Genomic DNA, 8370 nt, shown 5'->3' with positions numbered 1-8370 from the left:
CGGCGGGGGCGTTGACATCCTCCGGCAGCGCGGCCTTGGCCACGGCCACCAGACCGGCGAACGCCTCGGCGTCGGAGACGGCGATCTCGGCGAGGTTCTTGCGGTCCACCTCGACACCGGCGGCCTTCAGGCCCTGGATGAAGCGGTTGTAGGTGATGTCGTTCAGACGCGCGGCGGCGTTGATACGAGCGATCCACAGCTTGCGGAAGTCACCCTTGCGCGCGCGGCGGTCGCGGTAGGCGTAGGTGAGCGAGTGCAGCTGCTGTTCCTTGGCCTTGCGGTACAGCCGCGAGCGCTGGCCGCGGTAGCCCTTGCTGGCCTCGAGGATGGAACGGCGCTTCTTCTGAGCGTTGACGGCCCTTTTGACGCGTGCCACTTGTCAGTCCTTGTTCGAATCGTGGGCGCTGCGGTCGCGCCCGGAGTTGGTCGGTTGAAAGCGTCCGTAAACGGATCGCGGATGGCTGCTTCGGCCGGAGATCACTCGGCCGGAGATCAGAGGCCGAGCAGCTTCTTGACGCGAGCGACGTCCGCCTTGGCGACGACCTCCACGCCGTCCAGACGACGAGTCCGACGGGTGGGCTTGTGCTCGAGCAGGTGGCGGCGGTTCGCCTGCTGACGCAGCAGCTTGCCCTTGCCCGACAGCTTGAAACGCTTCGACGCGCCGCTGTGGCTCTTCATCTTCGGCATGGAATCCTCGTATCTGTCTCATACCGGCGGAACACAGACGTGTCCCACCGGTGCTACCTGAATCGTTCGTTACTGCGGTTTGTCCGCCTGCGCCGGAGCCGGCGCGTCGGCAGACGCCGCAGGGGTGGAGCTCGGCGCGCTGCCGGCCTGAACCGTCTTCTGCGCCTGCACCCGCGTCTTCGCCCCCTTGTGCGGCGCGAGGACCATCGTCATATTCCGGCCGTCCTGCTTGGCCGAGGTCTCGACGTAACCGAATTCGGCGACGTCGGAGGCCAGCCGCTGGAGTAACCGGTACCCGAGCTCCGGTCGCGACTGCTCGCGGCCGCGGAACATGATCGTCACTTTGACCTTCGAACCCGCCTGCAGGAACCGAAGGACGTGACCCTTCTTGGTCTCGTAGTCGTGATCGTCGATCTTCGGACGGAGCTTCTGCTCCTTGATCACGGTCTGCTGCTGGTTCTTCCGCGACTCGCGCGCCTTCTGCGCGGTCTCGTACTTGAACTTGCCGTAGTCCATGATCTTGCAGACCGGCGGGCGCGCGTCCGGTGCGACCTCGACGAGGTCGAGGTCCGCCTCCATGGCGACGCGAAGTGCATCTTCAACACGCACGATCCCAACCTGCTCACCCCCCGGTCCGATGAGTCGGACCTCCGGGACACGGATGCGATCGTTGATGCGGGTCTCAGTGCTGATGGGGCCTCCTAGGTCAAGCGGTGTCGTCCAACGACCGCAAACGCTTAAACTGCAACCCCAATTTCAACACGAAAGCCCCGTGTCGGTATTTCTCCAACACGGGGCCCGAGTCGACCGGCCTGCGACGCAAACAGCTCGCATCGCACCTGTGCAGGAAGAATCCCACACGAGGAACCCATCAGAAAAAGATGGGCGACCGGACCGTCGAGCCTGGTAGTGACCGGCTGACGGTGGGAGTCGGGCTCCACTTGAAGCCCCGGTCGATCGCAGGAACCGATCCGGGACGGTCGTCGCAGGTCAGTCTAACAGCTGCGGCACGATCCGCCGAATCGGTCCCCCCGAGACCATTGACAAGCCGCTCGGTGCCATGCTCATAGCCATGAGCGAGCGCAGCGAGCGACCAGAAGACACAGCCGAGCTCTCGCTCGTGACGCCGCCGAGCGCCAGCGAGGTGGCGGCATGAGCGAGGCGACTGCTGATCCGGAATCGGACCTCATCGACGGCGAGTTGAGCGTACGCGAGCTGGCCGAGATCCCGGCCGTCGAGGTCATCAGCCGGGCCGCCGTCATGCTGATGAGCTCCGCCGCGGAGAAGCTGGGGCTCGGCGAGGCCGATCCCGCCGCCAGCCCGCACCTCGACCTGGACGAGGCCCGCCGCGTCATCACCGCCCTGGCGGGCCTGGTGACCGCGTCGGTCGAATACCTGGGCCCGCATGCCGGTCCCATCCGCGACGGTCTCCAGTCGCTGCAACGTGCCTTCCGCGAAGCCTCCGAACATCCGGACGCTCCGGGCGCGGGTCCGGGCGAGAAGTACACCGGCCCGGTCTACTGACCGCACGGCCCGTTTCGACGAATGCCCGACATCCGGGCGCGACCGGCCGCCGGATGACCTTCTCGGCGAGAAGATGTCGGCGGCCTGTGCCATCCTTCGTCCATGGCGCGCATACTCCTGGTCCCCGGGTTCTGGCTCGGCGCATGGGCATGGGACGAGGTGGCGGAGGTACTTCGCGACGCGGGTGACGATGTCACGGCGCTGACGCCGCGGGGACTGGATCCCGCCGATGCCGGACGTTTGTCGACCACGCTGGAACAGCAGGCGCGGCATATCGTCGACGCGGTGCCGGAGGGCGAGCGGCGAGTGTTGGTGTTGCACAGCGGGGCCGCCGTCACCGGCTACCTCGCCACCGATCTGGCTCCCGAGCGCTTCGAGCGTGTCATCTACGTGGACACCGCGCCCGCGTGGCCGGGTTTCGCGGTGAATCCGGGCCTGGATCCCGCGCTACCCGCGTGGGAACTGCCGGCCTGGGACGAGTTCCGGGCGGAGCAGCCGAATCTGCTCGACGGGCTGGACGAGGCGGCGCTGGCGCGCTTCCGGGAGCGCGCGGTGTCGGAACCCGCTCCCCTGGTGTCGGTGCCGGTGACGCTCAGCGACCGCCCACAGCGGTTCGCCGTCCCCACCACCATGATCTGTTCCAGCTTCACCACCGAGGTAGCCCAGCAGTTGCTAGATGCCCCGGAGGTCAGCCTCTTCGACGAGTTGGCGCATATCGACGCCGACTATGTCGACCTGCCCACGGGTCACTGGCCGATGTTCTCGCGACCGAAGGAACTCGCCGAGCTGATTCACGGAACCGCCAACCGATGAGCCGCGATTAACACTTCCCGCGATCGAATCGATTGTCAGACGGCACCGCCACTGCGGCGGCGCTGAGCGTTGCCTGATATTTGCCAATCGACGGCACAAGTGTGAAACAACAACTATGAACATGGTTGCCTGGGAATAGTTCTCGCTGCACTTCCGACTCGATATGCGTAATGTCTTGCGCGGCCCATGATCGTGCCCGGCCTGTGCCGGACCCGGACATGGGACGCAAACCGCTCGGGCAGTCCACTGCCCACCAACCGGGTCGTACGAGAACTCTCAACGGGGGTTGAACATGATTGAACTGTTGACGCGCAAGCGGACACCGCGCCGCTCGCGCACACGGGCCGGGATCGCCCCGGTCGTGCTGGCGGCCTCGGTCGTCGCCGCACTGGTCTCGGGCTGCTCCAGCGGCTCCGATGATCCCGCCACCACCGCGGCCGCCCCGCCGCCGACCGAACTGCCCGACGGCGCGCAGATCGTGCAGGAATCCGCCCGCACCACCCAGACCTTGCAGTCGGTGCACCTCACCCTGAATGTGAACAACATCCCGAACCTCCCGGTGGAGATGGTGGACGCGGATGTCACCAACCAGCCCGAGGGCTCGGGGCAGGCCATGGGTGAGGCCAAGGTCCGCACCGCGGAGAACGAGCCCTTCATCGAGACCAAGTTCCTGGTCGTCGACAAGACCCTGTACGCGGCCCAGGACGGCGTCAAGTACGCCCCCATCGGCCCCGCCGAGAAGATGTACGACCCGGGCGTCATCCTCGACAAGGACAAGGGTCTGGCCAATGCCATTGCGCAGGTGCAGAACCCGCAGGTCGAGAAGCGGGAGACGATCAACGGCGTCGAGACCGTGAAGGTCACCGGCACCATCAGCGGCTCGGTCATCGACCCGATCGTGCCGCGCCTCGGCGACGGCGTCGGCGAACTCCCGATCACCCTGTGGATCCAGGACGTCGCACCGCCCACCACCTCCGCCGCTCCCCTGCCCTCCACCGCCGCCTCGCCCGGCACCGGACCGAACCTGATCAAGGCCGAGGTCACCAAGGATCAGGGCAGCATCGAGCTGGAACTGTCGGACCACGGCAAGCCCGTCACCGTCGCCAAGCCCGCGGGCTGACGGCGGACACGAGCCACGCTCGTGGATCGGAACCGGTCCGGGACAGCGCCAGGGCGGCAAGGATCGCCGCCGCGCGCCCCGGACCGGCTGTCGTTCCCGGGTCGCGCGGCGGCGCTCCGCTCGCGACCCGATGAGACATGAGACTCGCGAATCCCGGCACGGCCGGTTACGTATTCGGCCCGGGCGGCGATATCTGTGCGAACCGCACGTCCCGTCCGGCCCGCTGTAAGAGATTGTTCAGTGGAATGCAAGGCGCGGCAAGGACGATACGGTCCGAAGGCTATCGACTTGCTCGCGCGCGTGGAGGAATGACATGACCGACCGCCCAGACGTAGAGGAGCGGGAATTCCGTCGTCCTCCCCGTCCCGAGGGCCCGCCTCCGGTCTCCAATGTGTGGGTGTACAACGGTCGAGCCTACGACCTCAGCGACTGGATTTCCAAGCATCCGGGCGGCGAGTTCTTCATCGGCCGCACCAAGAATCGGGATATCACGTCGATTGTCGGTTCCTATCACAAGAATCCGGAAGGAATCGCCAAACTCATCGAGCGCTACGCACTCGACCGCGAGGCGTTGCCCGAGGACATCCATCCGAAGGCCAACGCGCCGGACTTCCTGTTCAAGGAGGGCTTCGACAGCTGGCGCGACACCCCGAAATACCGCTTCGACAACAAGGACGACCTCCTCCACAAGGTGAAGGCGCGGCTCAAGGATCCCGAGCTGGCGGCCCGCATCAAACGGATGGACCGGTACTTCGACATCGTCGTCGCACTGCTGGCCGTCGCCTACTTCGCCGTACAGGGTCTACGGCTGTGGGATACCGGCTGGATGCCGTTGCCGCTGTTCGTCGTGCTGATGGTGCTGCTGCGCAGTTCGCTGGCGGGCTTCGGCCACTACGCCATCCACCGTGCCCAGAAGGGCATGAACAAGATCTACACGAATGCCTTCGACCTCAACTACGTCGCGCTGGCCTTCGTGACCGCGGACGGTCACGCCCTGCTGCACCACCCGCACACCCAGAGTGAAGTCGATATCAAGAAGAACGTCTTCACCATGATGATGCAGGTCCCGCGCCTGTACCGGGTGCCCGTGCACACCGTGCACAAGTTCGGGCACACCGTCACCGGCATGATCATGCGCCTGCTCGACGTCTGCCGCCTCACTCGCAAGGTGGGCATCAAGGACATGTACGGCACCTGGGGCGGCGCGCTGCCGCACTTCATCGGCTCGTTCGGAGTGCGGTTCCTGCTGGTCGGCGAGCTGGTGGTGTTCACCCTGGCGGGCGACTTCTGGGCCTGGGCACTGCAGTTCGTGATCACGCTGTGGATCAGCACCTTCCTGGTGGTGGCCAGCCACGACTTCGAGATGGAGACCGAGGAGATCGAGTCGAACACCGAGGACTGGGGCATCAACCAGCTCGAGCAGGCCTACGACCTGAAGGTGGTCGGAAATCGCTATGTCGACTGCTTCCTCTCCGCGGGATTGAGTTCGCATCGGGTGCATCACGTACTGCCCTATCAGCGCAGCGGATTCGCCAATATCGCCACCGAGGACGTCTTGCGCGAAGAGGCGGCGAAATTCGGGGTCGAATGGCTGCCCGCCAAGAGCTTCTTCACCGATCGTTTTCCCAAACAGATTCGCACCTACATCCTCGCACCCTCGGACGAGGCGAAGGACAAGAAGTGGGGCCTGGTGCGGGAGCACTGTTCACCGTCGGCCTTCAAAACCTGCGGAATCTACATGGTCCAGGGTTTCACCGGAATCGGAACGGTCTGAACCGATTCCGTTGCGGGCGATCACGTCACTGTTCGGCACGGGGACCGATCGCCCGATTCTTATCGAAAGAAGGGGAGAATTTCGTGTCCGTCACCATCGACGAGGGGGGCATCGAACCCACGGGGGCCATTTCCCACCGTAGCGAGGGCGAAGGGTTCGCCTACGATCTCGTGCATATGCTACCCACCCCGCCGACCACGGTCGGCGTGATCGAGGGCATCGCGACCGGGTCGCCGAGCGGTGTCTTCGATCAAGCCGAGGCGGCCGGTCGGGTGGCGGAACTGTTCGCCGATCCCGCTCAGCGGGCTCGCATTCCACGCGTCTACCAGAAGACCCGCATCGACACCCGCCACCTCGTGGTCGATCCACTCGACGATCGGTTCCTGCCCTTCAGCCGCCGACCCGGCACCATCCGGGAGCGCATGGACCTGTTCTACGAGCACGCGGTGCCGCTGGCCGTCGACGTGGCCCGGCGCGCGCTGGCGGGGGTCGCGGATCCCGCCGCCGAGGTCGGCCAGCTCATCTTCGTGACCAGCACCGGCTTCATCGCGCCCGGCGTGGACGTGGCGGTGGTCAAGCAGCTGGGGTTGTCGCCGACGGTCGGGCGCATCGTGGTGAACTTCATGGGCTGCGCGGCCGCTATGAACGGCATTCGCACCGCCACCGATTACGTGCGGTCCCATCCGGACAAGAAGTCGCTGGTCATCTGTATCGAACTCAGTTCGGTGAACGCGGTTTTCGACGACGACGTCAACGACGTGATCATTCACAGCCTCTTCGGTGACGGCTGCGGGGCGGTGCTCATCGGCGCGAGTCAGGTGCACCAGCCGCTCGCACCCGGCCGGGTCGTCATCCGGGACAGTTTCAGTCAGCTGTTCGACGATGCCGAGGACGGCATCGTGCTGCGCGTCAACGACGACGGCATCACCTGCGAGCTGGCCGAGAGCCTGCCGCACTACATTCTGCGCGGCGTCGATCCGGTGGTCACCGAGGTACTGCACCGCAACGGCCTGCACAAGACCGATATCGACCTGTGGGCCATCCATCCGGGTGGACCCAAGATCATCGAGGAATCCGCGCGCTCGCTGGGCATTCCGGTCGAGCGGGCGGAGCTGAGCTGGAACGTGCTCGCCGAGCACGGCAATATGCTCAGCGTCTCGCTGATCTTCGTGCTGGAGCGGATGATCCAGCAGTCCGAGACCGCCGCCCCGATCTCCACCGGGGTGGCCTTCTCCTTCGCGCCGGGTGTCACCCTCGAAGGGTTGATCTTCGACATCATCCGCCACTGATCGACCTCGTCGCTGTCGAAAAGAGCGCAGTAGCAATGCAACTCATCAGATTCCTGTTCTCGATCTCCTGGATGCGGATCGCGGCCGTCATCGCCGCGGGCCTGATCTGCGGTGTGGCCAACACCTATCTGCTCACCCTGATCCGCGGCGTGGTCTCCCCCGAGCCGCACCCGAACATCACGCTGCGGGCCTTCGTCCTGACGGCGATGGTCATCCTGGTCAGCGGGGTGGCGTCGCAGGTGCTGCTCATCCGGCTGGCTCAGGACGCCATCTACCGGCTGCGGGCGGAGCTGAGTTCCGGAATCGTCTCGGCCCCGCTGGAACATCTGGAACGGCTCGGCATGCACCGCCTGATGGCGACGCTCACCGAGGACGTGCGGTCGCTGTCACAGGCCGTGACGGCCATTCCTAGCATCTGCATCGACGTGGCCACCATCGTCGGCTGCTTCGTCTACCTCGCGGTGGTGTCCGGGCCGATCTTCGCGGTCACCGTGGCGGGCACGCTGCTCGGCATCGCCTGCGTGGAGATGTTCTTGAAGCGGGTGCGCAGGATCTACCAGGAGGCGCGGGAGAACGACGACGCGCTACTGCGGTCGTTCCAGGCGGTGACGCTGGGCATCAAGGAACTCAAGCTGCACCGGGGCCGCCGCCGCGACTTCATGGACAAGCATCTGTTGGGCACCGCCGAGCGACTGCGCTCCCAGAATGTCGAGGCGGGGACGAAATTCGCGCTGGCACAGGGGCTCGGACAGGTCCTGCAGCTGGCGACCATGGCGCTCATCCTGTTCGTGCTGGCCTCCGCCATGAACCTGCCCAAGGAGGTCATGATCGGGTACGTACTGGTGACCACCTTCCTGTCCATGCCCATGCAGAACTTCATGCACCGGATTCCGGACCTGCTGCGCGGCGATGTGGCGCTGGCCAAGATCCGCACCATGAACCTGTCCATGGCGACCATGCACGACGAGGAGCGGCTGCCGTTCGGCGATCGGCCGCCGGTCACCGCGGCGCGGCTGGAACTGGTGAACGTCGGCTACAGCTATGTGGCCGAGCGGCCACCGCTGTTTCCGACGCCGGGAGCCGACGGGCCGCCACCCGTGCCGGGCCGAAAGGCGGGCAGTCCGGGTGGACATCCGGCTCTGCCGGGCGGGCCGCCCACACCG

9 protein-coding genes are annotated in these 8370 nt (G+C 65.7%); 6 read left to right on the top strand and 3 right to left on the bottom strand.

The features are described from left to right. The 3 genes from rplT to infC all read right to left on the bottom strand — a co-directional run. Positions 1-376 (bottom strand): 50S ribosomal protein L20 (rplT, locus tag QK444_RS27320; protein ID WP_282785022.1); only part of this gene is annotated, 376 nt, incomplete at its 3' end. A 116-nt stretch (positions 377-492) separates the two neighbouring features. Further along, entirely contained in the window at positions 493-687 is a 195-nt protein-coding gene (rpmI, locus tag QK444_RS27315) for a 50S ribosomal protein L35 (RefSeq protein WP_029928954.1), read from the bottom strand. 69 nt (positions 688-756) lie between these two features. Further along, positions 757-1380 carry a translation initiation factor IF-3 gene (infC, locus tag QK444_RS27310; protein WP_282785024.1) on the bottom strand — a complete coding sequence of 208 codons (624 nt, stop codon included), beginning with the start codon at positions 1378-1380 and terminating at the stop codon, positions 757-759. A gap of 459 nt (positions 1381-1839) precedes the next feature. Here infC and QK444_RS27305 point away from each other — a divergent pair, with 459 nt between their 5' ends. From QK444_RS27305 to QK444_RS27280, 6 genes are all read left to right on the top strand, one after another. Then, a complete protein-coding gene (locus QK444_RS27305; protein WP_282785021.1) occupies positions 1840-2211 on the top strand; it encodes a DUF1844 domain-containing protein in 372 nt (123 codons plus the stop codon). A 102-nt stretch (positions 2212-2313) separates the two neighbouring features. Then, on the top strand, positions 2314-3024 hold the full coding sequence (locus tag QK444_RS27300; RefSeq protein WP_282785020.1) for an alpha/beta hydrolase: 711 nt from the start codon (positions 2314-2316) through the stop codon (positions 3022-3024). Positions 3025-3316: 292 nt separating this feature from the next. Further along, positions 3317-4144: an LppX_LprAFG lipoprotein gene (locus QK444_RS27295; protein WP_282785019.1), complete on the top strand. Its 828-nt coding sequence runs from the start codon at positions 3317-3319 to the stop codon at positions 4142-4144. A gap of 313 nt (positions 4145-4457) precedes the next feature. Next, positions 4458-5918, top strand: coding sequence for a fatty acid desaturase (locus tag QK444_RS27290; protein WP_029928962.1), 1461 nt, complete (start codon positions 4458-4460; stop codon positions 5916-5918). 176 nt (positions 5919-6094) lie between these two features. Then, positions 6095-7207: a 3-oxoacyl-[acyl-carrier-protein] synthase III C-terminal domain-containing protein gene (locus QK444_RS27285; RefSeq protein WP_282785023.1), complete on the top strand. Its 1113-nt coding sequence runs from the start codon at positions 6095-6097 to the stop codon at positions 7205-7207. A 35-nt stretch (positions 7208-7242) separates the two neighbouring features. Next, on the top strand, positions 7243-8370 hold a 1128-nt coding region (locus QK444_RS27280), incomplete at its 3' end, for an ABC transporter transmembrane domain-containing protein (RefSeq protein WP_282785018.1).

This window comes from Nocardia sp. CC201C, assembly GCF_030010695.1.
GTDB classification, from domain to species: domain Bacteria; phylum Actinomycetota; class Actinomycetes; order Mycobacteriales; family Mycobacteriaceae; genus Nocardia; species Nocardia otitidiscaviarum.
The sequence above is the reverse complement of the archived record's forward strand: the minus strand, read 5'-3'. Positions and strand labels throughout refer to the sequence as shown.

Coding starts and splice junctions, on each gene's coding strand:
- QK444_RS27285 (WP_282785023.1), top strand. CDS start 6,095: ATGCTACCCACCCCGCCGACCACGGTCGGCGTGATCGAGGGCATCGCG.
- QK444_RS27295 (WP_282785019.1), top strand. CDS start 3,317: ATGATTGAACTGTTGACGCGCAAGCGGACACCGCGCCGCTCGCGCACA.
- rpmI (WP_029928954.1), bottom strand. CDS start 687: ATGCCGAAGATGAAGAGCCACAGCGGCGCGTCGAAGCGTTTCAAGCTG.
- QK444_RS27290 (WP_029928962.1), top strand. CDS start 4,458: ATGACCGACCGCCCAGACGTAGAGGAGCGGGAATTCCGTCGTCCTCCC.
- QK444_RS27305 (WP_282785021.1), top strand. CDS start 1,840: ATGAGCGAGGCGACTGCTGATCCGGAATCGGACCTCATCGACGGCGAG.
- QK444_RS27300 (WP_282785020.1), top strand. CDS start 2,314: ATGGCGCGCATACTCCTGGTCCCCGGGTTCTGGCTCGGCGCATGGGCA.